Origin of the sequence: Corynebacterium sp. LaCa117, from assembly GCF_046717765.1 — a bacterium.
GTDB classification, from domain to species: Bacteria; Actinomycetota; Actinomycetes; order Mycobacteriales; family Mycobacteriaceae; genus Corynebacterium; species Corynebacterium kefirresidentii.
Genome location: NZ_CP177102.1, coordinates 974,483 through 998,650 on the forward strand (window position 1 = coordinate 974,483; position 24,168 = coordinate 998,650).

The 24,168-nt window shown below is 58.2% G+C and carries 25 protein-coding genes and 1 pseudogene; 19 read left to right on the plus strand and 7 right to left on the minus strand.

The window, feature by feature from the left end:
• Positions 1 to 9: 9 nt before the first annotated feature.
• Positions 10 to 2,208, minus strand: coding sequence for a glycogen debranching protein GlgX (glgX, locus tag ACLI1L_RS04910; RefSeq protein ID WP_208612425.1), 2,199 nt, complete (start codon positions 2,206 to 2,208; stop codon positions 10 to 12).
• A 21-nt stretch (positions 2,209 to 2,229) separates the two neighbouring features.
• A complete protein-coding gene (locus ACLI1L_RS04915) occupies positions 2,230 to 2,769 on the minus strand; it encodes a TetR family transcriptional regulator (RefSeq protein ID WP_086587424.1) in 540 nt (179 codons plus the stop codon).
• A gap of 161 nt (positions 2,770 to 2,930) precedes the next feature.
• On the opposite strand from ACLI1L_RS04915, the gene ACLI1L_RS04920 reads away from it, so the two are divergent.
• Both ACLI1L_RS04920 and ACLI1L_RS04925 read left to right on the plus strand, forming a co-directional pair.
• Positions 2,931 to 3,716 (plus strand): hypothetical protein, encoded by a 786-nt coding sequence (locus ACLI1L_RS04920; RefSeq protein ID WP_394285925.1) that lies wholly within the window; start codon positions 2,931 to 2,933, stop codon positions 3,714 to 3,716.
• Positions 3,691 to 4,203, plus strand: coding sequence for a hypothetical protein (locus ACLI1L_RS04925; RefSeq protein WP_244169494.1), 513 nt, complete (start codon positions 3,691 to 3,693; stop codon positions 4,201 to 4,203). The genes ACLI1L_RS04920 and ACLI1L_RS04925 overlap by 26 nt, the downstream gene beginning before the upstream one ends.
• Before the next feature lie 9 nt (positions 4,204 to 4,212).
• On the opposite strand, the gene ACLI1L_RS04930 is transcribed toward ACLI1L_RS04925, so the two are convergent.
• Entirely contained in the window at positions 4,213 to 5,109 is an 897-nt protein-coding gene (locus tag ACLI1L_RS04930) for a hypothetical protein (protein WP_411708227.1), read from the minus strand.
• Positions 5,110 to 5,235: 126 nt separating this feature from the next.
• On the opposite strand from ACLI1L_RS04930, the gene hisD reads away from it, so the two are divergent.
• The 15 genes from hisD (at position 5,236) to ACLI1L_RS05005 (ending at position 18,390) form a co-directional block, all read left to right on the plus strand.
• The gene (gene hisD, locus ACLI1L_RS04935; RefSeq protein WP_411708228.1) at positions 5,236 to 6,546 is read left to right on the plus strand and encodes a histidinol dehydrogenase; all 1,311 of its coding nucleotides are present in this window, start codon (positions 5,236 to 5,238) and stop codon (positions 6,544 to 6,546) included.
• Positions 6,547 to 7,677 carry a histidinol-phosphate transaminase gene (locus tag ACLI1L_RS04940; protein WP_411708229.1) on the plus strand — a complete coding sequence of 377 codons (1,131 nt, stop codon included), beginning with the start codon at positions 6,547 to 6,549 and terminating at the stop codon, positions 7,675 to 7,677.
• Positions 7,674 to 8,276 carry an imidazoleglycerol-phosphate dehydratase HisB gene (gene hisB / locus ACLI1L_RS04945; protein WP_086587428.1) on the plus strand — a complete coding sequence of 201 codons (603 nt, stop codon included), beginning with the start codon at positions 7,674 to 7,676 and terminating at the stop codon, positions 8,274 to 8,276. The genes ACLI1L_RS04940 and hisB overlap by 4 nt, the downstream gene beginning before the upstream one ends.
• Positions 8,277 to 8,290: 14 nt before the next feature.
• The gene (locus ACLI1L_RS04950; RefSeq protein WP_239207681.1) at positions 8,291 to 8,449 is read left to right on the plus strand and encodes a hypothetical protein; all 159 of its coding nucleotides are present in this window, start codon (positions 8,291 to 8,293) and stop codon (positions 8,447 to 8,449) included.
• On the plus strand, positions 8,446 to 9,696 hold the full coding sequence (locus tag ACLI1L_RS04955) for an MFS transporter (RefSeq protein ID WP_411708230.1): 1,251 nt from the start codon (positions 8,446 to 8,448) through the stop codon (positions 9,694 to 9,696). Before ACLI1L_RS04950 ends, ACLI1L_RS04955 begins: the two co-directional genes overlap by 4 nt.
• 3 nt (positions 9,697 to 9,699) lie before the next feature.
• A complete protein-coding gene (gene hisH / locus ACLI1L_RS04960; protein ID WP_086587430.1) occupies positions 9,700 to 10,332 on the plus strand; it encodes an imidazole glycerol phosphate synthase subunit HisH in 633 nt (210 codons plus the stop codon).
• A gap of 14 nt (positions 10,333 to 10,346) precedes the next feature.
• Positions 10,347 to 11,135, plus strand: a complete 789-nt coding sequence (priA, locus tag ACLI1L_RS04965) for a bifunctional 1-(5-phosphoribosyl)-5-((5-phosphoribosylamino)methylideneamino)imidazole-4-carboxamide isomerase/phosphoribosylanthranilate isomerase PriA (protein ID WP_049361112.1) — start codon at positions 10,347 to 10,349, stop codon at positions 11,133 to 11,135.
• 3 nt (positions 11,136 to 11,138) lie between these two features.
• Entirely contained in the window at positions 11,139 to 11,921 is a 783-nt protein-coding gene (locus ACLI1L_RS04970) for an inositol monophosphatase family protein (RefSeq protein WP_086587431.1), read from the plus strand.
• A gap of 30 nt (positions 11,922 to 11,951) precedes the next feature.
• Positions 11,952 to 12,722, plus strand: a complete 771-nt coding sequence (gene hisF / locus ACLI1L_RS04975; RefSeq protein ID WP_086587432.1) for an imidazole glycerol phosphate synthase subunit HisF — start codon at positions 11,952 to 11,954, stop codon at positions 12,720 to 12,722.
• Positions 12,719 to 13,081, plus strand: a complete 363-nt coding sequence (hisI, locus tag ACLI1L_RS04980) for a phosphoribosyl-AMP cyclohydrolase (protein WP_086587433.1) — start codon at positions 12,719 to 12,721, stop codon at positions 13,079 to 13,081. The genes hisF and hisI overlap by 4 nt, the downstream gene beginning before the upstream one ends.
• Entirely contained in the window at positions 13,078 to 13,716 is a 639-nt protein-coding gene (locus tag ACLI1L_RS04985; RefSeq protein ID WP_049361115.1) for a TIGR02234 family membrane protein, read from the plus strand. Before hisI ends, ACLI1L_RS04985 begins: the two co-directional genes overlap by 4 nt.
• Positions 13,717 to 13,800: 84 nt before the next feature.
• On the plus strand, positions 13,801 to 14,631 hold the full coding sequence (locus ACLI1L_RS04990; RefSeq protein ID WP_023021255.1) for an indole-3-glycerol phosphate synthase TrpC: 831 nt from the start codon (positions 13,801 to 13,803) through the stop codon (positions 14,629 to 14,631).
• A gap of 45 nt (positions 14,632 to 14,676) precedes the next feature.
• Positions 14,677 to 15,630, plus strand: a complete 954-nt coding sequence (gene lgt, locus ACLI1L_RS04995) for a prolipoprotein diacylglyceryl transferase (RefSeq protein WP_086587434.1) — start codon at positions 14,677 to 14,679, stop codon at positions 15,628 to 15,630.
• A gap of 158 nt (positions 15,631 to 15,788) precedes the next feature.
• Positions 15,789 to 17,204: a pyruvate kinase gene (pyk, locus tag ACLI1L_RS05000; RefSeq protein WP_248099936.1), complete on the plus strand. Its 1,416-nt coding sequence runs from the start codon at positions 15,789 to 15,791 to the stop codon at positions 17,202 to 17,204.
• A 295-nt stretch (positions 17,205 to 17,499) separates the two neighbouring features.
• Positions 17,500 to 18,390, plus strand: coding sequence for a cation diffusion facilitator family transporter (locus tag ACLI1L_RS05005; protein WP_005328806.1), 891 nt, complete (start codon positions 17,500 to 17,502; stop codon positions 18,388 to 18,390).
• Between the two features lie 7 nt (positions 18,391 to 18,397).
• On the opposite strand, the gene ACLI1L_RS05010 is transcribed toward ACLI1L_RS05005, so the two are convergent.
• From ACLI1L_RS05010 to ACLI1L_RS05020, 3 genes and pseudogenes are all read right to left on the minus strand, one after another.
• Positions 18,398 to 19,081, minus strand: coding sequence for a hypothetical protein (locus tag ACLI1L_RS05010; RefSeq protein WP_239234733.1), 684 nt, complete (start codon positions 19,079 to 19,081; stop codon positions 18,398 to 18,400).
• Between the two features lie 103 nt (positions 19,082 to 19,184).
• Positions 19,185 to 20,375, minus strand: a pseudogene (locus ACLI1L_RS05015) (IS256 family transposase); the annotation flags it as partial.
• A complete protein-coding gene (locus ACLI1L_RS05020; protein ID WP_411708231.1) occupies positions 20,376 to 20,528 on the minus strand; it encodes a hypothetical protein in 153 nt (50 codons plus the stop codon).
• 159 nt (positions 20,529 to 20,687) lie between these two features.
• Between ACLI1L_RS05020 and ACLI1L_RS05025 the strand changes: the two genes are divergently transcribed.
• Both ACLI1L_RS05025 and ACLI1L_RS05030 read left to right on the plus strand, forming a co-directional pair.
• Complete coding sequence (locus ACLI1L_RS05025; protein WP_411708232.1) at positions 20,688 to 20,861, plus strand: hypothetical protein; 174 nt, start codon at positions 20,688 to 20,690, stop codon at positions 20,859 to 20,861.
• A gap of 36 nt (positions 20,862 to 20,897) precedes the next feature.
• On the plus strand, positions 20,898 to 21,689 hold the full coding sequence (locus ACLI1L_RS05030; protein WP_411708233.1) for an alkaline phosphatase: 792 nt from the start codon (positions 20,898 to 20,900) through the stop codon (positions 21,687 to 21,689).
• 71 nt (positions 21,690 to 21,760) lie between these two features.
• On the opposite strand, the gene ACLI1L_RS05035 is transcribed toward ACLI1L_RS05030, so the two are convergent.
• Positions 21,761 to 24,151 carry a glycogen/starch/alpha-glucan phosphorylase gene (locus ACLI1L_RS05035; RefSeq protein ID WP_411708234.1) on the minus strand — a complete coding sequence of 797 codons (2,391 nt, stop codon included), beginning with the start codon at positions 24,149 to 24,151 and terminating at the stop codon, positions 21,761 to 21,763.
• Between the last annotated feature and the right edge of the window lie 17 nt (positions 24,152 to 24,168).

Below are 24,168 nucleotides of genomic sequence, written 5' to 3' on the forward strand. Positions count from 1 at the left end.
GGCCTTTCTCTAGGAGTCAAAAACGGGCGGCTCAACCTGACGCAAGATCAGCGTTGAACGCGGTTGCACCGTGATCGTACCCTCTGCCTCAATGAGGGTTTCCTCCGCGGGGTAGCCGCCGGAATCGGCGGTATCGACCATCAGCCGCCAGGTGGCGCCGAGATCCTTGGTAGGCAGGGTGAACTCGATTTCGCCGTCGTGGGAGTTGAATATCATGATGAAGGAATCATCGGTGATACGTTCGCCGCGGGAGGTGGTCTCCGTGATGGCATTGCCATTGAGGTAGACCATAAGAGCGCGGCCGAAATCGTGGTCCCAGTCGTCTTGGGTCATCAGGCGGCCAGAGGGGACCAGCCAGGCGATATCGCGTTCTTTTACATCCGCGCCTAGCGGGCCACCGGCCAAGAAGCGTTTGCGGCGGAATACGGGGTGGTGATTGCGAATGGTCAGCACGCGCTTGGTAAATCCCAGCATTGCGGCGGACTTTTCTTCTTTCAGCATGGACCAGTCCATCCATGCCAGCTCGTTGTCTTGGCAGTAGACGTTATTATTTCCGTCTTGGGTGCGGCCGAACTCATCGCCGTGCGAGAGCATCGGAGTGCCCTGGGAGAGCAAGAGCGTGGTTAGGAAATTGCGCACCTGGCGGCGCCGCAGCTTGCGGATTTCTTCGTTATCGGTGGGGCCTTCTTCACCGCAGTTCCAGGAGCGGTTGAAGGACTCGCCGTCGCGATTGTCCTCGCCATTGGCCTCGTTGTGCTTGTCGTTATAGGACACGAGGTCGCGCAGGGTAAAGCCATCGTGGGCGGTGATGAAGTTGATAGAAGCGGTGGGGCGGCGGTCATTATCGGCATAAAGATCCGACGACCCGGTCAGACGGGAGGCGAATTCACCCAGAGTAGCGGGCTCACCGCGCCAGAAATCGCGCACGGTATCGCGGTACTTGCCGTTCCATTCGCTCCAGATAGGCGGGAAGTTGCCTACCTGGTAGCCATCGTGGCCAATGTCCCAGGGCTCGGCGATGAGCTTGACCTGGCTGACAATGGGGTCTTGTTGGACAAGGTCGAAGAAGGTAGCGAGCTTATCGACGTCGTCAAGCTCTCGCGCCAAAGTCGCCGCCAGGTCGAAGCGGAAGCCATCGACTCGCATCTCCGTGACCCAGTAGCGCAGGGAATCCATAATCAGCTGCAGCGAGTGCGGGTTGCGGACATTGAGGGAATTGCCGGTGCCGGTGTAGTCCATGTAGTGGGCTTCATCGCCTTCGACGAGGCGATAGTAAGCGCCATTGTCAATGCCGCGGAAGGCAATGGTGGGCCCCATGTGGTTGCCTTCGGCGGTGTGGTTATAAACCACGTCAAGGATTACCTCGATGCCTGCCTCGTGGAAGGCGCGGACCATGGTCTTGAATTCGGAGACCACCTCGCCTGGCTTTTTGGCATAGGCGTAGTCGTGGTGCGGGGCGAAAAAGCCGAAGGTGTTATAGCCCCAGTAGTTGCGCAGGCCCAAGTTGCGCAGGCGATCGTCTTGCAAAAATTGGTGGACGGGCATGAGCTCGACGGTGGTGACGCCGAGATCCTTGAAGTAGTCAATGATGGCGGGGTGCGCCATGCCGGCGTAAGTACCGCGCAGTTCTTCCGGCACGTCTGGGTGGGTCATAGTCATGCCCTTGACGTGAGTTTCGTAAATGACCTTCTCGTTGTCTGGAATGTGCGGGCGATGGTCGCTGCGCCAGTCAAAGAAAGGGTTGATGACCACGGAGAGCATGGTGTGGCCCAGCGAGTCCTCTTCGTTGCGTCCGGTGCCGGGCTCTTCGGCATGGATGTCATAAGAATATAGGGAGGCATCGCCGTCGAATTCGCCGTCGAAGGCGCGGGCATATGGATCAACGAGGAGCTTGGAAGGATCGCAGCGCAGGCCGTTTTCAGGTTCATAGGGGCCATAAACGCGGTAGCCATAGCGCTGGCCAGGGGTGACATTGGGGAGGTAGACGTGCCACACATGGGCAGTGACCTCTGACATTTCTATGCGCTCTTCATTGCCTTCTTTGTCGATGAGGCAGAGCTCGACCTTGTCTGCTACCTCAGAAAATAGGGCAAAATTGGTGCCGGATCCGTCAAAGGTGGATCCCAGTGGGGTAGGTTTGCCAGGCCAGATTTGGCGGCCGTAGCGCTCGGTGGGCGTGGGGACTGCGTCCATGGCGGGAGTGTTCATGCCCACGAGCATAACCACTTTTTAGTCTCCAGTGCCGTGCGTAAGTCCAGCGTGAATTATGCGAATGCCGCGATGGAGGTCGTCGCGATAATTAGAGCTAGGAGCCTCGCCGGTGGTTTCTGCAAGCTGGCGTTGGGACTGTTCCATCAAGGTGGCACCGAGTACGAGGTGAATGGCCGATAGGGCGGCGGCGCGGTGGGCACTGTCGGCTTCATAGGCACCACGCGCTGCGGCAGAGCAAAAGACGGATAAGAGGTAGTCCCAGGCGGGGGCCTGAGGCAGGGAGAGGCCGGCAATGACTACCTCAGCGCCGTCGCGGTGGGCGAGTAGCGCATCGCGCAGGTTGAGGCTGAGCTCCTCGAGCGACTCCCCAGAAACGGGGGAGATAATGTCTTCAGCCAAAGCCGCAATGAGCGCCTGTTTATTGGCAATGTGCCAGTAAAGCGCGCCGGGGGCAACGCCGAGGGAGGATGCAACGCGGCGCATGGTGACGTCGCCCAGCCCATAGGTATCAAGCAAGGAAATAGCGGCGTCGATAATACTCTCGCGATTGATATGCACCTTGGTGATTGTACGGACTAGGACGAGCGGGGCGGTAGTTCACAGGTTCTTTTAATGGAGTATCAATGTCATTTCCATCGTGGTGTTGTTAGTATTGCGAAGACAAAAAGAAGCTGCCTTAGGGCGCTTCACATTCGCAAGATTGATTCAGGAGTTTTCCCTTGTCCTTTTTGACCCCTGCTAGGAAGTCCCTTATCGCCGTAGCGCTGGTTGCCCCCTTGGCGCTGGCTGCATGTGGTTCGGATGACAACAACGACGATTCTAAGAAGGCTGCCGCCACCACTGCCTCAAAGTCTTCTGAGGATAAGTCTGCAGACAAGTCCCAGGATAAAGACGCCGATAAGGACAAGGACAAAAACAAGGATAAGGATAAAAACAAGGACGGCGAAAACAAGGACGGCGCTGCTGGTGCAGAGGGCCAAGACGGCGAGGGCGCCCCTGGCGAGGGCCCAGATCAGATGGCCAACCCGCTAAATAATGGCGAGGATCCTTTCGCTGGGGCGAAGGACATCAAGCCGATTGAGGGTGGCCAGGACGCAAATGATGCTGACAAGCAGGCCATCGAGCAGCTGGTCCGCGGCCAGCACGAGATCGATAATGTGAAGGAATACTTCAACTACATGCCGCAGCACGCCTGCCAAGCCGTGCGTGAAGGCCAGTCCAAGGAGTTTGGCCAGTACCAGCAGTACGTCGATAGCCTGCCGAACCAGTCCTTCGCTGAGTACGCCAACACCATGCGCCAGCAGGGCGGCGGCAACGGTGAGGTGGAGAAGTTTGCTAGCCAGCTGGAGTCCATCCCGCAGTCGACCAAGCTGCAGTCTGTTAACGACATTGTGGTCAACGGTGACGATGCTTCTGCAACCGTGAGCGTGTCCAACTCTGAGGGCAATGAGACCTCTACGGTTCGCTTCCGTCGCGAGAATGGCAACTGGACCTTCTGCAACTAAGTTGTCTCTGTCCCAGCGCCGCTTACCCCGCACCCTAGGTTTTGGTGCGGGGTTACTCGCGTGTGCGCTCTTGGTCTTTGGCGTGGCAGGTGCGCTGTGGGGGCTTTCCCGTCCGACGCTTGCCGGCCATGAGGTAGACGATGGCGGTTATGCCATCGAAGCGATGGGCAGCGCCCAGTTCATCGCCTTCATTACCTTTGCCCTCATTACCGGCCTACTCGGACTGCTCTTGGGCTTGGGTGCGTATCTGCGTCGGCAAGGGCGGGGCTTGTCGATGCTCTTGTGGGTCGGCGTGTGCGCCTTGGCAGGAGCGGCCTCGTTTTACGTATTTGGCGGGGTCACCGCCACACATCCGCCCGAAAACCCCGGGGAGTTCGTGGAATTTGCACCGAAATTCTCCCCGGCTATCTCTTGGGCGGTGGCGCCTTTTATGGCGATGTTTTCCTACTGGTCCACGGCTTTTGTGAGTTCCGATGATGATTGGTAAGCCGCGCGTCTAGGGCCATTCCACGGGGGAGGCGCCGGTAACTTCCTGTGCGATGTCATCGATTCCGTGCAGGATGTGTTTTAGGCCGCGGCCGATGGCGCTAAAGAGTTGGGGCCGCGTTAGGCCGGCGGCGGCAATGGTGGTGGCATCCATCCGCACCTGCAGGCCTTCGGCGGTGTGGTGGCAATATGCAACAGCACCGTGATGGGCGCGATTCCAGTCATTGCAAATGAGGAACAGGCGGGTAAATTCCGCTTCCTCCAAGCTAGGGTCCCAATGTCCCTTGATGATAAGGCTGGGGCCGTTGTCTAAAGCGAAGGAAAAGAGAACATCATTGACCCACGCGTAGATAGCCGTGGCGCCGTCGCTTTGGAAGCGTTGGATTCCGATAAGCGGCAGGATTTCGGCCAGGCTATCGAGGGTGAAAGGCTCTAAGGGGGCGTCGGCAAGCGGGGCTAGCTGCGGTGAGGCTTCGCGCACGAGGCCGGGATGGGATTGGGCAAGCAAGTCCATGAGGACCTCGGCATTGCGCAGCGCCGGTAAGACAAACGCCGCGAGCTGTTCCCGGCTCGGGGAGTTATCCGCCGGTAGATAACTATGACCGGATACGCTTACGCACTCAGGCTGGTCAAAATCAACCACTATCGCCGGTGAGAGGCAATCGTGGTTCCACTCGTTGGCCACATGCGCTAGTTCGGATATCTCACTGAGGTCCACGCCGCCGCGGGGGCTGGTGTGTAGGTGGAGTACCGGTTCTTCTAGTTGGTCTATAAAGATGAAGGTAGATCCGCCGGCTGAGTGGGGTACTAAAAGTTCGCCTGAGGGTAGCGCCCAGCAGGACAAGCCATGTTCGCGGGCGATGGCGCGGACATGCGCGAGCAGAAGGGAAGGATCACTCTCGCTCATCACTGCCACCACCTTAAAGCTGTGTTGAGTCCGAGTCTATCGTCCAAACCCGCCCCCTCGCTGGCATTTGGACATTAGGATATTGGTTTAATAATAGAAATCCGATAAGAATAATGGGAGCCGGAAATGCTTCGGACCATCGATTTGCGCGGCACAAAGCTGCGCCCTGCCCAGCTGCGGCGAGTCCTGCCACGCGGCGGCACCGACGTCGCCGCTGTAGTGGACAAAGTGGCACCAATGGTTCATCGCGTCCGTCAAGAAGGCGCCGCGGCGGCACTGGACTACAGCGAACTTTTTGATGGCGTGCGCCCGCGCCACCTGCGGGTACCGCAAGCGGAATTGGACAAGGCCGTCGCTGGCTTAGATCCGCAGGTGCGCCGAGCAATTGAGGCCTCGATTGAGCGCGTCCGCAAGGTCCACCTCGAACAAAAGCCGACCGCACATACCACCGAACTGGCTCGGGGCGCCACGGTGACCGAGGTCTTTCGCTCCATCGAACGCGTCGGTTTGTACGTGCCGGGAGGCAAGGCTGTCTATCCCTCGTCTGTGATCATGAACGCGGTGCCGGCGCAGGCGGCCGGCGCAGAAAGCTTAGTGGTGGCCTCGCCCCCGCAAAAGGAGTTCGGCGGTCTACCGCACCCCACGGTGCTAGCTGTGTGCCAGATGCTTGGCGTAGATGAGGTGTGGGCTATAGGCGGTGGCCAGGCCATTGCGCTGATGGCCTACGGCGATGATGATGCCGAGCTTGCACCAGTAGACATGATTACGGGGCCGGGAAATATTTTCGTTACCGCAGCCAAGCGCTTGGTGCGCGGGGTAGTGGGGACAGATGCAGAAGCAGGTCCGACCGAAATTGCCATCATCGCCGATGACACCGCAAACCCCGTGTATGTGGCTTATGACCTTATCTCCCAGGCCGAGCATGATCCGATGGCAGCGAGTGTGCTTATAACGGAATCAGAAAGCCTCGCTCAGCGGGTGAACGCGGAGGTGGAGGCGCGCTACGGCGCTACCGCTAATGCGGAGCGGGCGGCCGCGGCCTTAGGCGGCGAGCAATCCGGCATTGTGGTGGTCGATTCCCTGGACGCAGCGATTGCGGTGGCTAATGCCTATGCTGCCGAGCACCTGGAGATCCACACCGCAGAACCCGGCACGGTAGCTGAGCGGATTAAGCACGCTGGTGCCATCTTTGTGGGGGACTTCGCCCCTGTGCCACTCGGGGACTACGCTGCCGGTTCCAATCACGTGCTGCCCACCTCCGGCACGGCGCGCTTTTCAGCTGGCCTGTCTACCCACACCTTTATGCGGCCGGTCAACCTCATTAACTATGACCGAGCTGCGCTGGAAGAAATTGCCCCGCAGGTCATCGCCTTTGCGGAGGCTGAGGGGCTGCCTGCCCACGGCGAAGCAATCCGCGCCCGATTCGAGGAGAACTAAATGACGCAATTGACAGATCTTCCCCTGCGCGAGGAATTGCGCGGCAAGTCCGCCTATGGTGCGCCGCAACTCACTGTGGCCTACCAACTCAATACCAATGAAAATCCCTATCCACCCTCTCCAGCGCTCGTTGCTGATTTGGTGGCGGAGACTCAGCGCCTTGCCTCCACGCTCAATCGCTATCCGGAACGTGATGCCGAAGAGCTGCGTAAAGCCTTGGCCCATTACGTTTCCACACAGACCGGCGTGGGTATTAGCTATGAGCAGGTGTGGGCGGCGAACGGCTCCAATGAGATTTTGCAGCAGCTTCTACAGGCCTTTGGCGGACCAGGCCGCAGCGTGCTCGGCTTTACGCCGTCCTATTCCATGCACCCCATCCTTGCGGACGGAACCTATACGCAGTTTGTGGAGTGCCCGCGGGGCGAGGATTTCCGTATCGACATGGACCGGGCTCTGGCGGCCGTGGCGCGGCACCAGCCGGATATCATCTTTGTGACAACGCCGAATAACCCCACCGGCGGGGTGACTAGTCTGGACGATATTGCCGCGCTTGCCGACGCCGCGCCGGGAATCCTCATCGTCGATGAAGCCTACGGCGAATTCTCCTCTTCGCCCTCCGCGGTAACGCTGCTGGATAAATACCCCACAAAGTTGGTGGTCTCGCGCACCATGTCCAAGGCCTTCGACTTCGCCGGTGGCCGCCTTGGTTATTTTGTGGCGGATCCGGCCTTTGTAGACGCCGTCATGTTAGTGCGACTTCCGTATCACCTGTCTGTGCTCTCCCAAGCTGCGGCGACAGTGGCGTTGCGCCATAGCGCGGATACGCTCGCCACCGTGGAAAAGATCGCCAGCGAGCGCGAGCGCGTGGCAGCTCGCTTGCGGGAACTGGGCTATACGGTTCTGCCTAGTGAATCCAATTTCCTCTTCTTCGGCCGCTTTGCTGACCAGCAGCGCGTATGGCAGCAGTTCTTGGATAAAGAAGTACTCATCCGGGATGTCGGGATTGCCGGCCACCTGCGCATGACCGTGGGCCTGCCGGAAGAAAACTCGGCCTTTTTGGCAGTAGCTGAGGACCTTGCGGATACAGTAGTAGCGGATAATCCGGCCGGAGGAGAAAGGAGCGAACCATGAGCAACCGTGTAGGGAGCGCCCAGCGGTCTACCTCTGAATCGCAGATTTCCGTGGTCATCGATCTAGACGGCACGGGACGCAGCGATATTTCCACCGGCCTGCCCTTTTTCGATCATATGCTGACCTCGTTTGCCACCCACGGCAGCTTTGATCTCACCGTGCAGGCAGCGGGTGATACCGAGATCGATGCCCACCACACCGTAGAAGATACCGCCATCGTGCTCGGTACCGCACTGCGGGAAGCAGTGGGGGATAAGGCCGGCATTCGTCGTTTCGGATCCCAGCTACTGCCCATGGATGAAACGTTGGTGGAAGCGGTGGTGGATTTTTCTGGCCGCGCTTATTTCGTGATGAACGGCGAGCCAGAGCACCTGCAGTGGCACATAATTGGTGGCCACTACGCCACGGTGATTAACCGCCACTTTTTTGAAACGCTTGCTGCCCACGCTGCGATAACGCTGCACCTCAACGTGCGCTATGGGCGCGATCCGCACCACCTTACGGAGGCGGAGTTTAAAGCCGTGGCGCGTGCGCTGCGCGCTGCTGTGGAACCCGACCCCCGTCGGACTGGAATTCCTTCGACGAAGGGAGCACTCTAAAAAGCATGCATGTTATGATCTTGGTTCTTTTCCTCGTGGCAGGCATGTTAGTAGGCGGTGCATGGTCTGCCTACCAACAGGGGTCGAAGGCAATGACAGTAGTAGCCTCCCTTTTGGCCGCAATTACCGTGGTAGCAGCAATTTCGTGGATGGTAGGAGCGTTTGGTAAGTGAGCAAAACCCAAGAGACTAATATTTGGAAGATCCCGGGCTATACCGCCACTATGATGGCCATTGCCGCCGCTTTCGGCGCTTGGTCCATCCTCCTTCCGGTGGTGCCGCTCGCTGTCATTGACTCCGGCGGCTCAGCTACCTTGGCAGGCTCATCCACCGGCATCTTCATGGCCTTCACCGTGCTTACACAGATCATTTCCCCGTGGCTGCTGCGCCGTTGGGGTTATCGCCGCGTGATGGCACTTTCCGCCTTTACCTTGGGCGTCCCCGCCTTCGGACATCTTCTGGGAACAGATGCTTGGGTTGTCCTACTCTTTTCCGCTTTGCGCGGGGTGGGCTTTGGCGCGCTGACCGTTTCCGAGTCTGCGCTTATTGCCGAGTTGGCACCTGTTCGCCTTTTGGGCAAGGCCACCGGCATGATCGGTGTGTTTACGGGACTGGGACAAATGGTCTTTTTGCCCTTGGGCTTGGTCATGGCGGAAAAGCTGGGCTATGCCTCGACGTATATCACTGCCGGCATCATTGGCTTCCTAGGTTTTGGCCTGTGCCTGCGCATTCCCAAGATCAAGGTCACACTCGCCTCCGATACCGAGGATGAGCCGAACCTTATCCGCGTTCCTACGTGGAAGCTAGTGCTCGTTCCTGCGCTGGCGCTAACGACGTTTTCTATGAGTTATGGCGCCGTATCATCCTTCCTGCCGCCGGCGGTGCAGGAACTAGATGCAGAGCGCGGCGCCAGCCTTGCCGGCATCATGCTGTCCATCGTGGGTGGCGCGGCCATGATTTTCCGCTACTTCGCCGGCATGGTGGCAGACCGCGTGGGCACTCCCGGCCGGCTCTACATCCCCAGCCAGATCATGGCCATTGTGGGTGTGCTCGCCATCGCTGTCCCTCTCTACCTCGACGGCTCCGTGTGGTGGCTTGTGCTGGGTGCCTTCCTATTCGGCGGGGCCTTTGGCATTGCCCAAAATGAAGCCCTGTTGTCGATGTTTGACCGTCTACCGCGCGAGCGCGTCTCGGAAGCTTCGGCCATTTGGAATATCTTCTATGATGGCGGCACCGGCTTGGGCTCGACCCTTTTGGGTGCGCTGGTTGCCGGCTACGGCTACGCGGGGGCGTTTGGCGCCGGTGTGGCTATCCTCGGCGTTGGCGTACTAATGACGCTGGCAGACTTTATCCTTGGGCGCACCCGCGTGAGTGAAACCAACGATATCCGGACGCGTCTGCGTCGCATGCGTAAGCTATAGCCCATGGCAAAGACGGTCGCATTATTGGATTATGGCGCGGGCAATGTGCGCTCGGCACAGCGCGCGCTGGAGCGAGTAGGCGCGGAAGTTACCGTGACTGCGGATCCCAAAGCAGCGGTGGACGCGGACGGTCTGCTCGTCCCCGGCGTTGGCGCTTTTGACGCATGTATGCGCGGGCTAAACGCGGTTCAGGGGCCAAGGGTCATCGGCCAGCGCCTGGCAGGGGAGCGGCCAGTGCTGGGTATTTGCGTAGGTATGCAGGTGCTTTTCGACGTCGGAGTGGAGCACAACATCAACTCCACCGGCTGCGGCGAGTGGCCCGGCACCGTTGAAAAGCTACACTCTACGGTCCTGCCCCATATGGGGTGGAATACCGTTGAGGTACCCGTCGGTAGCGATATGTTTGCAGGCTTGTCTGCAGACGAGCGGTTTTATTTTGTGCATTCCTATGGCGTTCGCCGCTGGGAGTTGGAAACGGAAATCACCCGTCCACCCTTGGTGAGCTGGACCGAGCACGCAGGAGATAGGTTTGTCGCGGCGGTGGAAAATGGCGCTTTGTGGGCGACCCAATTCCACCCGGAAAAATCCGGGGACGCTGGCGCACAGCTTTTGGAAAACTGGATGCGCACGCTCTAGGTAGGATGATGACTATGACTTTTACGCTCTTGCCCGCAGTTGATGTCTCTCAGGGTCAAGCGGTGCGCTTGGACAAAGGCGAAGCAGGCACCGAAACCTCCTACGGCGCACCGCGCGATGCCGCGTTGAAGTGGCAGTCCCACGGCGCGCAATGGCTGCATTTTGTGGATTTGGATGCGGCATTCGGCCGCGGTTCCAACCACGAGCAGATGGCGAATATTACCGCAGAGCTGGGCATAAACGTGGAACTTAGTGGCGGCATCCGAGACGATGCCGCAGTAGAACAAGCACTGGCTACCGGCGCGCAGCGCATTAATATTGGCACCGCTGCTCTTGAACAGCCGGAATGGATAGAAGATATCCTTGCGCGCTATGGCGATAAAGTTGCCGTGGATCTCGCCGTGCGCGAGGAAGGCGGCGAGTGGCGCACTGCGGGCAATGGTTGGGTTTCCGATGGCGGCGACCTGTGGGAGGTGCTCGAGCGCCTCGATGCTGCCGGATGCCAGCGCTTTGTGGTGACAGACGTATCTAAAGACGGCACGCTAAGCGGACCGAATATCGAGCTGCTGCGCGAGGTCGCCATGGCTACGGAAGCTAAAATCACCGCCTCCGGTGGTATCTCTAGCGTGGAAGACCTGCGCGAGCTTGCTCTCTATGAAAATGAGGGCATTGATTCCGCCATTATTGGAAAAGCCCTCTACGAGGGGAAATTCAGCCTCGAAGAAGCTCTCGCAGCAGTGGCCGAGGTAGAGCCGCTGCCGGCGGAAGAAACCATTGACCCGTTCGACCCTGAGGACAACTAAGCCATGATGGAACCCCGCGAGTTGGTGGCCTTCGCGGAGGCGGCCGTAGACCAAGTAGAAACCATTTTTCGTTCCGGCCTTGGTGCGCAACCCGCCCGCTTTAAAGGGCAGGGAGATTTTGCCACCGAGGTAGATCTCGTCATCGAGCAACAGCTGCGCGATATTTTGACTCAGATGACCGGCATCCCGGTGTACGGAGAAGAATCCGGCGGCAGCGTGCTAGATACCGTGTGGGTGGTAGATCCGATTGATGGCACCGCAAATTACTCCGCCGGAAACCCCCTAGCCGGCATCTTGGTGGCGCTCATTCATAAGGGCGCACCTGTTGTAGCGGTGTCTGATTTCCCATTATTGGGGCGACGTTTGGTTACTTGCGATGGCTCTCCACTGCGCTCAGTAGGCGGGCCTGCTACTGGCTTCGGCGGTGGGGAGGACGCGATGGGCTTCGATGAAGCGCGCGGACACGTGGGCTGCTCTTCTCATCTGCCCACTGAGATCTTCCACGAACTGCGCGAAACCGGCCTGCGCCCGCGGATGACCGGTTCAGTGGGGCTGGATAATGCCTTTGTTGCACAGGGCGTATTTGATGGCGCGATTAACTTCTCCCCACACCCGTGGGATAACGCCGCTGGTGCACTGCAAATCCAAGCCGCCGGCGGAGTAGTGACTGATCCGGAAGGAAATCCGTGGACTGCGCAGTCGCGTGGCTTGGTCGCAGGTACCCCGCAGGTCCATGCCACTATCGTGGACATCTTGTCCCGTCATAGCGGTTCCTTTCACCGCTAAGACTTCATTCTCACAAAGGAGGCGGCCGATATGGCTGTAGCCGTACGTATTATCCCCTGCCTAGACGTGGATCAAGGCAGAGTGGTCAAGGGCGTTAACTTTGAAAACCTGCGCGATGCCGGTGACCCGGTGGAGTTGGCCGCGCGTTATGACTCCTTAGGCGCTGACGAGCTTATATTTTTGGATGTATCTGCCTCAAAGCAAGGGCGTTCAACCATGCTAGAGGTTGTACGCCGCACTGCGGACCAGGTATTTATCCCACTAACAGTTGGCGGCGGGGTACGCAGCGTCGACGACGTCCGGGAGCTACTGCGCGCCGGTGCAGATAAGGTTTCCGTAAATACTGCAGCGATTAAGAATCCGGAAGTGCTGCGCGAAATGGCCGCGGTTTTCGGGGCCCAATGCATCGTGCTGTCCGTTGATGCCTGCCGGTGCCGGGGGGAGTTTGCGCCCTCTGGTTACGAGGTCACCACGCATGGTGGTACGAAGTCGGCCGGAATTGACGCCATTGAGTGGGCTCGCCGTGGCGAGGAACTCGGAGTAGGGGAGATTCTCCTCAACTCGATGGATGGCGATGGCACCAAGCAAGGATTTGATGTGGACCTGCTGCACGCCGTGCGCGAGGCAGTAACTATTCCCATCATCGCTTCTGGCGGCGCGGGCAGCGCCGCGGATTTCCCACCGGCCGTTGCCGCTGGCGCCGATGCCGTTTTGGCCGCAAGCATTTTCCACTTTGGTGAGGTAGAGATCAGCGACGTAAAGAACACCCTAGACGCCGCGGGTTACGAGGTGCGCCGATGAGTAACCCGGCCGACTATGAACTAGATGGGGGCATCGCCAAGCAGCTCAAGCGCAATGACCAAGGCTTGGTGTCGGCCATTGCCCAGGCTGAGTCCGGTGAGGTGCTGATGATGGCATGGATGGATGACCATGCTTTGGCGCATACCCTTGCCACGCGCAAGGCAACGTATTTTTCGCGCTCGCGCAATGAGTACTGGGTCAAGGGTGAGACTTCTGGCCACACCCAAGAGGTGCTGGGCGTTCGCCTTGACTGTGATGGAGATACTATCCTGCTGACCGTGCGGCAGCGTGGCGGCGCCTGCCATACCGGTGACCGCACGTGCTTTGACGCCACAGATCTCCTAGGAGGACAATCGTGAAGGCTAAACGCCTTGGACCGTTACTTATCGCTGTAGGAGCCATCGTATTGTGGCTGTCTTCCCGTGCCACGTGGGTGGTTGCTGCCAGCGAAGATGATAAGGCCGGCTCCGCCGCCAATGACATCATAGGTTCGGCATGGTCGCTAGAGATTATGGCCTTGACCCTTGTGTTGGTTGCCGGCGCCGTCGCGGGAATGGCTCTGCGCCGCATCGGTAGGCGCGTAGTGGGCATTATTTGTGCCCTCGCAGCAGCGGCCAGTGCATGGACCCCGGTTAGCTTGCTGACGGCGGGCGCGGATGCTGAGCGCGCGCAGAAGATCCTGCAAGGTGCCTCGGCTAATAAGAATGCAGTAGATTCCGCGCAAATTTCTAAATGGGCCACAGTCGTTTCCACCGAGGTGCATGCCTGGGGGCCGATTCTGGCCCTGGTAGGAGCGGCAATAGCCCTTTTTGGTGCGGTTATGCTAGCTCGCAACCCAGGCGAGGATAAAGTGAAGGCATCTAGCAAATACGAGACGCCGGCAGCGCGCCAAGCGAAATTGGAGGAGGATTTGGAAACCTCCTCTGATTCTGGCCGCGTGATGTGGGACGCGCTTGATAGTGATATCGATCCCACTGATATGGATAAAAAATAGCCCCGTAGCCTGTGCAATTTCCGCAACTGCACGGGAGCGGGTTAACCTAAGTGTGATTTCAATCGCCCGTGGAGGGAGGTGCTGATGCCTACGCCCATTGCCGTTGACCACCTAGTAGCAGGAGTCTTAGAGGACGTCGCTGCGCGGGAGTCCCGTGTGTCGTTCCAGGAAGTAAAGGCACGCTCGCGTGACATGGAATCTCCCCGGGATGTGCGCGCAGCTCTCTTGCGCCCCGGCTGCTCCGTTATCACGGAGCTCAAGCGTGCCGTTCCCTACGGCGGTGAGATTGCACATGTTGGCTCTGCGGAGCACATGGCGCAATGGGCTCGCACCTTTGAGGACTGCGGCGTACACCTTATGGCGTGCCAGACTGATTTCCGCCGTTTCCACGGTTCTTTGGAGGATATGGCGGCCGCCCGCGCTGCGATTGATGTACCCATGATGTCACGAGATCTCATCGTGGATCCCTACCAAATTCATGAGGCCCGCTGTTATGGGGCCGATGCTATCCCACTGCAAGTAGAGCTGCTGGAGCAGGCTCGCTTGGAGGCACTATTAGACCGCGTGGAATCTCTCGGTATGACCGCCATCGTCGAGGTACGCAACTGCGCCGAGGTCGACCGCGCAATTAAGGCTGGAAGTAGCGTTATCTCCATCAATGCATGGTCTTTAGCCTCGGACGCGATTAACCGTGAGGCGTTCAACGATATTGCCCCGGGCCTGCCCGAATCCATCCTGCGCATTGCAGTAGGTGGGGTAAACAACGCGCGCAACCTTTTTCACTATGCTTCTCGGGGCGCCGATGCGGTGCTCGTCGGCGAATCAGTCATGGCGGCCCAAGACCCTACAGCGTTGGCTCGGTCGCTGGTTGCCGCCGGCCAGCACCCAGCGTGCCCTGCGCGCAAATTAGAGTAATACCCCGACTAGCTGGCGGGGTGGGGGATAAGGCACACTGGCTACGTGCACACAGAAATTCTTGCAAATATTCCGTCTCCGCCGCAGGGCGTGTGGCAGGTGGGGCCACTTCCCATCCGTGCCTACGCGCTGTGCATCATCGTGGGCATTATCGTCGGCCTGCGCATGACCTTGCGCCGTTATACCGCTCGCGGCGGCAACCCAGACACAGTGTGGGATGCTGCCATCGTGGTTATCCCAGCCGGCATCATTGGCGGGCGGCTCTACCACGTCATCACCGATAATCAGAAGTACTTCTGCGATGGTTGCAATCCCGCGGATGCGCTGAAGATTACCAATGGCGGCCTTGGCATTTGGGGTGCCGTTGCTCTCGGCGCGCTGGCCTTGTGGGTACTTTTCAAAGTGAAGAAGGTTCCACTCGGCCCCTTTGCTGATGCGGTGGCCCCGGGCCTGGTCCTCGCGCAGGCGATTGGGCGGCTAGGCAACTGGTTTAACCAAGAACTCTACGGGCGCCCGACCGACGTTCCATGGGCTTTAGATATTTACTACCGAGTCAATGACAACGGCGGTTATGCGCCGGTTTCCGGGCATTCCACGGGTGAGGTTATGACTTCGGTGCATCCAACCTTTCTCTACGAGCTGGTGTGGAACGTCCTTGTATGCCTATTCCTCTTGTGGGCGCACAAGGCATGGAAGTTGGGGCACGGACGAGTCTTTGCCCTCTATGTCATGGGCTATACGTTGGGCCGGTTCTTTATCGAAGGAATGCGTTCCGATGAAGCTACCCATATCTTCGGGCTGCGCGTGAATATCATCGTCTCCCTGGTGATTTTCATCATCTCTGCGGTCGTCTTTTTCTTGCTTGACAGGCGCCGCCAAGGCCCAGAATCTCCCGCAGAGGTAGATCCTAAGTATTGGGCCGAGCGCCGCGATAGTGACGGGCGTGGCGATGGTAGCGCGGTACCTGAGGGGCAGCATCCGGACTCTGCATCACCGTAGGTTCTACCCCAGTATTTCCGAATAGGTTTGATTGTGTGGGGGTTGGGGCATTTTTGAGTGTCCGTTCGGAAAATGGGGGTCCAAAATTGTGGCCCCAATCCATACGAAGGAGTAGGTTGGGGAGTGTTCAGTTTCCCCGACGGAATAGGCCAATAATGCTGGATAGAAGAACAAAGATTGTCTGTACTCTCGGCCCTGCCGTTGCTAGCGAGGATGGCATTTTGCGCCTCGTTCAAGACGGCATGGACGTTGCCCGCTTGAATATGTCTCATGGCGAGCACGCGGACCACGAGGCGAATTACAACTGGGTGCGCCAGGCTACTGATAAGACCGGCCGCGCCGTCGGTATTTTGGCGGACCTGCAGGGCCCCAAGATTCGCCTTGGCCGCTTTATTAACGGCGAGGAGCAGTGGGATAACGGTGAAATCGTCCGCATTACCGTGGACGATATCGAAGGCACCCACGACCGAGTATCTACCACTTATAAGGGCTTGGCCAAGGACGCCAAGCCGGGTGACCGCCTGCTTATCGACGACGGAAAGGTCGCCGTTGTCTGTAAGGAAGTCGACGGCAATGACGTCGTGTGTGAGGTTACCGAGGGTGGCCCGGTTTCTAATAACAAGGGCGTTTCCCTTCCTGGCATGGATATCTCCGTGCCGGCCCTGTCGGAGAAGGATATCGCTGACCTGCGCTTCGCTCTGAAGCTTGGCGTAGACCTTGTCGCGCTTTCCTTCGTTCGCTCCCCAGCTGACGTGGATAAGGTCCACGAGATTATGGATGAAGAAGGTCGCCGCGTTCCGGTTATTGCGAAGCTGGAAAAGCCAGAGGCAGTCGATGCCCTCGAGTCTATCGTGCTGGCCTTCGACGCCATCATGATTGCCCGTGGTGACCTCGGCGTTGAGGTGCCACTTGAGCGCGTGCCGCTGTTCCAGAAGCGCGCTATCCAGATTGCGCGTGAAAACGCTAAGCCGGTCATCGTGGCTACCCAGATGCTGGATTCGATGATTTCCAACCTGCGCCCGACCCGTGCAGAGGCATCCGACGTTGCCAACGCCGTGCTCGATGGCGCCGATGCTGTCATGCTCTCTGGTGAGACTTCCGTGGGCATTGACCCGCAGAACGTTGTGCGCACCATGTCCAAGATTGTGGCTAATGCTGAAGATGGTGGCAAGGTGCCACCGCTGACTCACGTTCCGCGCACCAAGCGTGGTGTGGTGTCCTATTCCGCCCGCGACATTGCCGAGCGCCTCAATGCAAAGGCCATCGTAGCCTTTACTACCTCCGGCGATACCGCTAAGCGAGTGGCTCGCCTGCGCTCCCAGCTTCCGCTGTTGGCGTTTACGCCGGACCCAGCGGTTCGCTCCCAGCTGGCTTTGACGTGGGGTGCTGAGACCTTCTTGAGCCCGCACGTTAAGTCCACCGATGACATGATGGAAGCCATCGATGATGCATTGCTGGAAATGGACAGGTACGAGGAAGGCGACATGATTGTCGTCATTGCTGGTACCCCTCCAGGAATCGCTGGTAACACCAACATGATTCAGTGCCATCTGTTGGGTGAGACCAAAAAGTAATTTCTTTTGGTACAAGCGCCGCGACCCTCCTTTTAACACGTTCTACGGGTCGCGGCGCTTTTCTATATCAATTTATACAAAAGTAGTTTTATATTTACCTCGCGTCCACCCGGCGGCCGCTTCTTTGACATGCAGTTGCATTAGTTTATGTGTGTTCTTGTTTCAGCTTCTCTACATATTCAAAGGACAACTGCACAATGACCTAAATCAGGCCGACTTGGCCTCAGTGACTGCGCTTACCGCCATCCATTTTCATTTAATTGTCAATAAGCGTCGACGGGGATAGGCTGAGTGCATGGCACACGAGCACCACGACCACGATCACTCCAGCACGCCGCTGCGCGCACTCTTGATTGCGCTAGGCATTACCGGCACCGTCTTCTTCGCGGAGCTGATCGGCGGCTGGTTGGCGGGTTCGATGGCGCTGATGGCGGATGCGATGCACATGCTTTCCGACGCTGCGGGGTTGATCATCGCGGTGTTAGCGGTGTTGGTTGGGCGCCGACAAGCATCGGCTCAGGCCACGTACGGTTACCGACGAGTGGAGGTGCTTGCTGCACTGGCGAACGCAGTGATGGTGCTGGCGATCTCGGTGTGGATTGTCGTCGAGGCGGTGCGCCGCCTGCAGAGCCCGGCCGAAGTGCAGGGAAAAACGATGCTGATCATCGCGGTGATCGGCCTGGTGGCGAATGCGCTATCGGCGTGGGTTCTGCACCGGCACCGCAAATCCTCGATCAACGTGGAGGGCGCGTTCTTGCACGTGTTAGTGGATATGCTCGGCTCGGTCGCAGTAATCGTGGCCGGCATTGTGGTACTGACCACGGGGTTTGTGGCGGCGGACGTGATCGCCTCCCTAGCGATCGCGGCGATGGTGCTGCCGCGCGCCTGGCAGCTCATGCGGCTTTCGGCGAGCGTGCTGCTCGAGCAAGTCCCGGCGGACTTCGACGCCAGTGCGATCGAGCCCGCGCTGCGGCAGGTCGAGGGCGTTGCTGACATCCACGACCTGCACCTGTGGAGCCTGGACGGCGTGAACGTGCTCACGACCGTGCATATCGTGCGCGACGGCACCGTCGGCACCGGCCCGCTGTTGGATGCCGCCCAGCAGGCCCTGCGCGAACACGGTATCGAGCACTCCACCATCCAGATTGAGCACCCAGAGCACGAATCCCACGAGACGGTGTGCTGATTCCCTTCTAACCTGACTTAGGCCAATTTTGTGCGGAAGTTCGCGGCCGGTGATTACTTGGATGGTGGCAGTGAGGTCGGGCGGGAATGGTACGGCGGCGTGAATGGTTTCGCCGCCAACGACGAGTTGAAAGCTGCGGTATTTCTTGAGTGTTCTCACGAGGCGTTTGATGAAGTGACCACTGCGGGTCTCCATCAGGTGGGTCACGGCTAGTGCTGCCATCACAATATTGAGATGTGCTGTGATCGAGTTTTGTTTCCTCGCATAGATTGGGCGTGCTTTCAGGTCTGATTTCGACATCCGATACGACATTTTCAATGTGGAATAGCCTGCGGTAATGCCCGATAACCTCCTGGGCGGGAAGAGCGGTCAGGTCGGTTTCATAGCCTTTAATTCCGGCTAGGGCTCGGTGTTTGGCAGCAAGAGCGTAGTTGACCTTCTTGTTCGGGGTGGAAAGATCGAAATAGCGGTTGCGCTTAATGGCGATTTCGCCGTCAACAGCGCGTTTGGCTTTTGCGACTTGCTCTTTGATTCCGCGCAGGCCGCGTCTGGCCCGATCATAGGAGTACTGGAAGTGGGTCACCGTATTCGGGGTTGTGTGTTTGCGCGCATCGCTTGCCGAGGCTTGTGTCCAGATCTGGCCGTGGGCGTAGGCTTCACCAGGGATTTCCCGCCGCCAGGTTTCACTCACCTCAGGCACGGTGGGGTTTCACCGACAAAATGTAGTGCAGACCTGCATCTATCAATGCTTGCTTGTTCGGAGGGTGTCAAGTTGTTTGTGTGTGGGGCTAGGTTTATAGGTATTTGTCGAAGCTGTCGGGGTAGGCCACGGCCATTTGGTTAATGGCTTGTTTCCAGCCGGAAACTCGGGTCCCTTCCATGAGTCTGCCGGTTGTCGCTGAGACTCGTTTGCCCTGCTTCGCTCTCTTGGCAGCTCGTCTGTCTTCGATATTGCAGATCATCAACCATAGCGTCTTGAGCGCTGATTCATTGTTAGTGAACTGCACCCTGTTGCGGGTAGCTTTCCGCAGTTCATTGTTGAATGATTCAATCGAATTCTTCGTGTAAATGACCTTGCTGGCTGCTGGTGGGAACTGGAGAAATGGTACGAAACGCGCCCATGCATCTCGCCAGACTTTGACTGAGCGTGGATACTTTTCTGCCAATTCAGAGGCTTCAAATTCGTCTAAAGCAGCCTTAGCTGTGGACTCGTCCGTGGCGGTGTAAATCTTTTTCAACGCGGCCGATACGCCCCGGTGATCCCTGTAGGCTACCCATCGGTTAGCGGCACGAATCAGGTGCACGATACAGGTTTGCACCATAGAGTTCGGCCACGTTGCTTCAACTGCTTCTGGCAGGCCTTTAAGCCCGTCACAGCAGACGATAAAGACGTCCTTGACCCCACGATTGGAAAGATTGGCGCAAACCTGCGCCCAAAATGAAGCGCCTTCTTCTTTGGCGATCCACAATCCCAAAATGTGTTTGATACCGTCGAGATCTACGCCGATTGCCATGTACGCGGACTTATTGACCACTAGGCCGCCATCGCGGATTTTAATGCGCAGCGCGTCCAGGAAAATGACCGGGTAGAACTCGTCTAGCTGGCGGTTTTGCCAGACCATGACCTCATCGAGGACGGCATCGGTGACTGCGGAAATCGTCTCATGGGAAATATCGACACGCATCGCCGTTGCCATATGGTGCTGGATGTCCCTAATTGTCATCCCACCGGCGTACAAGCTAACGGTCATGTCATCGACATCGGTCAATCTCCTCGAGCCTTTAGGGACCATAGTCGGCAAGAATGTTCCAGCCCGATCCCTCGGGACATCAACGGTGACTGGCCCGTAGTTAGAATCCACGGTCTTTGGATACGACCCGTTGCGGTGATTGTCTGTTCTAGCTGCAGATTTAGCGCTCCTGTCGCCAGACTCGTAGCCCAGGTGGGCATCCATTTCAGCGTTGAGTCCCCTGGTAATCGAGGCTTACAACATGCCGCGAACCAGGTCGTTGGCATCCGTTGTAGACGTGCCTAGGTCATCAATCAGCTTCGCGATTTCAGGGTTAGCAAGAAGCTTCTTTTCAATCGCATCAATCTTGGCCTTATCAGCCGGATCTCGTCTCGCCACAGTAGTCATTCTGGTCCATCTCCTCATGCAGGTTAGGTACCCACACACAAACCATCAGACACTCTCTATTCCGAAGCCACTCCGGCGGCGTGGGCCGCGCACAACAAGGACCGCGATAAGCTGCAGGACATTAGCCGTGAGACGCTCGGCAGCGCCCTCGACTTGGTCATGGCCGCTGGCCACCCGTTCTACGATAATGACCACCAGAAGGTCGATACTCCCGACTATAGCTTCATGTACGAGGACGACTACGCCAAGCTTTCCGGAGGCGAGACCGACTGGAATTACTTCGAGTCCAACGATGACTTCAAGAAGATGGCGCAAGGTGACGTCAAGCCGTAGCAGAAGTATTGGGGTATCGCGCAGGTAGGTTCCACGTTGCAGAACTCCCGCTCGGGCGAGGCAAAGGCTCCATACTCGGACGAGCTTAACGACGTCGTCGATCTCCCCACCATGACGACTGGCGCCCTCAATGCGCTGGGACAGGACGAGGATGGCTTTTCCATCATGATTGAAGGCGGTGCCATTGACTGGGCCGGCCACGGCAATAACCCGGTGCGCGATATCGAGGAGACCCAGGATTTCAATAAGTCGGTTGACGCCGCCATTAAGTGGGTGGAGGAGAACTCCTCGTGGGAAGATACTCTGCTCGTTGTTACCGCGGACCACGAGACTGGCTATCTCTCCGGCGCTAATGAAGTGCCGACTGAAGACAACCCTGAAGCGGACAACCGCTTCAATGCTATGGAAGGTGAGAAGGGCAAGGTTGCCCGCCACGGTTGGTACTCCGGGCAGCACACCAACCAGCTAGTGCCGTTCTTCTTCAAGGGGGCCGGCTCGGAGGACATTATGGCTCGTACCTCTGGTACCGATTCGGTGCGCGGTGAATACATCGACAACACTTTGGTGGCCAATTTGGTCTTTGACGAGTGGTGGAACGATGGCACCGATTCCGCTGGTGACCCAGAACAGCCGGGAGATACTGCTAATCCCTCGGATGGCGAAGGCAAGGACGGTAGTAGCAAGGGCTTTGCCGCAGGCCTCGCTACCGGCCTAGGAATCCTGGGGGCCGTCGTCGGTGGACTCGGCTTCCTGGCTACGCAAATGGGTGTGCTCAATATTGACTTGAAGCCCATCTATGAGCAGCTAAAGCGTGTGGGCCTGCGCTAAACAGAATTGAGCACAACGCCTTACCAAAAGGTCCTGTCCTCCGCCACGAAATCGAAGGGCAGGACCTTTTCTTAGCGCTGGGAAATCGGGGTGGGCTGGATCTTCCACACCTCGTTCGCGTAGTCCGCGATGGTCCGGTCAGAGGAGAAGCGGCCGGAATAGCAGATATTGAGCCACGCCTTCTTAGCCCAAGCAAGGTTGTCTTCCTCATAGTCCGCAGCCATGCGGTCACGGGCTTCGCGATAGTCGGCGAAGTCACCGAGGACGTAGTACTGGTCCTGGGCGTGCTCCCCGTAACCATCGAGAAGCGAGGAGCGCAGGTCGCCGAAGATGCCGGTGTTTTCGGCGCCTAGGGTGCCGTCGACAAGCGCATCAAGCACGCGGGCCAAGCCTGGCACGCTCTGGTAAAGCTCGCCCGGGTTGTACTCGGCGCGCAGCTGCGGCAACTCCTCATTGCGGGCGCCGAAGATATAGGCGTTGTCCTCGCCAACCGCCTCGACGATTTCTACGTTTGCTCCATCCATGGTGCCCAAGGTCAGTGCACCATTCATCATGAACTTCATATTGGACGTGCCGGAGGCTTCCTTGCCAGCCACAGAAATCTGCTCGGAGATATCAGCGGCCGGGATGATGTGCTCGGCGGGGGAGACGTTGTAGTTCTCCACAAAGACTACGCGGATGATGTCCTTGGTATCTGGGTCGTTATTGACTAGCTCCGCGATGGTGTTGATGAGCTTAATAATCGCCTTGGCGCGCTCGTAGCCCGGTGCGGCCTTCGCGCCAAAGATGAAGGTGCGCTTCGGCACAGTCTCGCCCTGGTCTTTGATGCGGAAGTAGAGGTCGAGGACGTAGAGGGCATTCATCAGCTGGCGCTTGTACTCGTGCAGGCGCTTAATCTGTACATCAAAGATGGAACCGGGATCAACGTCGGCGCCCTGGTGGTCTTTTACCCAGTTAGCAAAGTCGCGCTTGTTGGCCTGCTTGATGGCGATGAGCTCGCGCAGCAGAACTGTATCGTCTGCCTTCTCGGCGAGCTGGGCAAGCTGGGTGAGATCTGTAACCCACGCATCGGAACCTGCTTGCTGGGTAAGCAGTTCCGCCAAGCGGGGATTACACATCTTGAGCCAGCGGCGAGGGGTGACGCCATTGGTCTTGTTATTGAACTTGTCCGGCCAGAGTTCGTGCCATTCGGCCAGCGTATCGGCCTTGATGATTTCCGTGTGCAGGGCGGCGACACCATTGATGGAGTAGGCGGCATAGCAGGCGATCCAGGCCATATGCACGTGGCCGTTGGATACCGGCGCCATGTAGTCAATGCGACCCTGATCTAGGCCGCGATGGGCCATATCTTCGCGGAAGCGGCGGTCGATTTCCTCCACCAACTGCCAAATGCGCCAAAACAGCTTCTGGAAGATGGACACCTCCCAGCTCTCCAGCGCCTCCGCCAGCACGGTGTGGTTGGTATAGGCGAAGGTTTCGGTGACGATCTTCCAGGCTGCATCCCAGCTCAGACCGTGCTCATCGAGCAGGATGCGCAGCAGCTCCGGGATGGCAAGTACGGGGTGGGTGTCATTGAGCTGGATGGAGTTATACTTCGCAAACCCGGTGAGGTCTTCGCCGTGCTGGTCAATGTAGTTATCCACCATGGTCTGCAGGGAGGCAGAGACAAAGAAGTACTGCTGGCGCACGCGCAATACCTTGCCCTCGTACGTGGTGTCATTGGGGTAGAGCACGCGGCAGATGTCCATAACACGCTCGCGCTCGACGATGGCCTCGGTAAAGCGCTGGGAGTTAAAGGCATCGTAATCGAAGTCATCGATGGGCTCGGACTTCCATAGGCGCAGGGTGCCTACGTTATCGGTCCCGTAGCCGGTGATAGGCATGTCATAGGGAATTGCGCGCACGTCCATGTCATCGAAGTGGACGCGGCGCTGTTCAGAGGCACGGCGAATGACAAAGTCATAGCCGTTTTCCATCCACGCATCTGGCTGTTCCTTCTGGAAGCCATTCTCAAAGGACTGTCGGAAAAGGCCGTAGCGGTAGAGAAGGCCATAGCCGGTTACGGGGTAGTCCTGAGTGACAGCGGAATCGAGGAAGCAGGCGGCAAGGCGTCCGAGGCCGCCGTTGCCGAGCGCGGCATCATGCTCGGCTTCGAGGACATCGCTCAGCTCGTGATCGGTTGCCTTGGCCGCAGCCTTGGCATCGTCAACAAGACCCAAGTTGGTGAGGTTATTGAGCAGCGCGCGTCCCTGCAGGAATTCCGCAGAGAAGTAGTGCTGTTGGCGCGTTTCCGCGTAGGCAGCACGGGTGCGCTCCCAATTATCGGCAATCTGCTCCATGACGGCACCGGAGAGGCCCGACCAGAACTTACGGTTGGAAGCGCTGTGCGGGCTCACGCCAGAGGCCGCGCGGACATGGGAGGGAACAGTGGATTCGAAAGCAGAATGCCGTGGCTGGCTCATTTTCAACCTTAAGTTTG